Source organism: Pelomonas parva (assembly GCF_043555835.1).
In the GTDB taxonomy this organism is placed as follows: domain Bacteria; phylum Pseudomonadota; class Gammaproteobacteria; order Burkholderiales; family Burkholderiaceae_C; genus Pelomonas; species Pelomonas parva.
This window is the reverse complement of record NZ_JBIGHV010000024.1, coordinates 1-1,312: the sequence shown is the minus strand read 5'-3', so window position 1 is coordinate 1,312 and position 1,312 is coordinate 1. Positions and strand designations below refer to the sequence as shown.

The window sequence follows — 1,312 nt, the reverse complement described above, 5'->3', positions numbered from 1 at the left end:
GGCTCTGTTGAATTTCAAGTGGGTTGCTGGGCGTGCGGGTTGATCGAGTGGAAGTCGAGCTTGCCCGCGATCAGGAAGATGACCGTCTTGATGGTCGACAGCCGTGTGAAGCCACGCGCGCGTCGCTTGGCAGCCTGGAACAGGCCGTTGATGGCTTCGAGGAAGCCGTTGGTCTGACGGGTCTGCGCCCAGGCCACGATGCCCTCCATGTGGCGGCGCACGAGCGCGGCGACCTCCTTCATCGGCTCGACCTTGGATCGCATCACGCAGACACACCAGTGCTTGAGCATCTCGCGCATCACGTTGATCTGCTTTCTGTCGAGCACCTCGCGCAGCTGCTCCTTGTAGATCCAGGCTCGAGCCGTACGCGTGAGCTTGGGGGCGGTGACAAGGCCGTGCAGCGCGGCGCCGGCCACCGGTTTCAGACTGAAGACATCCTTGAGCAGCGTCCAGCGCATGCCCTTGAGGGACTTCTCGGTGCGCTGCTCGACGCGCCTGGTCTTGTCGACGGCCGCGTTCGCATGCCCGACGACGTGGAACTTGTCGAAGGTGATCTGCGCGTTGGGCAACTCGTCGCTCACGCCCTTGATGAACGCCGGCGACATGTCGATGCTCACCGAGGTGATCTGCTCAGCAGGGCAGCCATGAGCTGCCAGATCGGCAGCCAGCGCCTTCACGGCTTTGGCATCCCGCCCCTCCGTCACGAAGATCACGCGTCGCGCCTGGGCGTCGGCAGCCAAGGTCACATAGTCGTGGCCGCGAGCGCGCGACGTCTCGTCGATGGCCAGCGACGTGACGTCGCTGAAGTCCGCCAGCCCGAGGGCCATCTCGACGTAGCGATTGCAGACTTCCATGCACCGGTACGCCGACTCGCCAACGATGCGCGCAACGGCCGCGAACGGCATCTGCTGCGACAGCATCAGCACCAGCGCTTCGAAAAGCAGCGTGAAGCCCGACAGCCGCCCTGCGAAGTCGGGCTCGACCAGGCGAACCGAGCCGTTGGGCAGCTTCACACGCGGCGTGCGCACTTGCAGGTAGCACTCGTGCTGGAAGAAGTTCAGATGCCGGTACGTCTTGACGACCGTGTCATGCACCGGATGCAAGCCTTCATGGCCCGACACCTGGAAACGCGTGCCCGGCTTGAAGTCAACCGGCACCGTCAAGACCTTGGTCGCCTCGTCGAACTCGACCGCGCCCACCGACCACGGCGCGCTGATCCCCAGCGCCGCTTCAAACACTTTGGCCGTCATCCCGATCCCCGTTTCAGCACCTATCCAGCCGAAATCCTACCCACTCGAATTTTCAGAGAGCC

The 1,312-nt window shown here is 63.8% G+C and carries 1 protein-coding gene; it reads right to left on the bottom strand.

All coding sequences use genetic code 11. The annotated features are described in order from the left end of the window. Nucleotides 1–14: 14 nt before the first annotated feature. Nucleotides 15–1,250 carry an ISL3 family transposase gene (locus ACG00Y_RS28750; RefSeq protein WP_394485076.1) on the bottom strand — a complete coding sequence of 412 codons (1,236 nt, stop codon included), beginning with the start codon at nucleotides 1,248–1,250 and terminating at the stop codon, nucleotides 15–17. Nucleotides 1,251–1,312 lie beyond the last annotated feature (62 nt).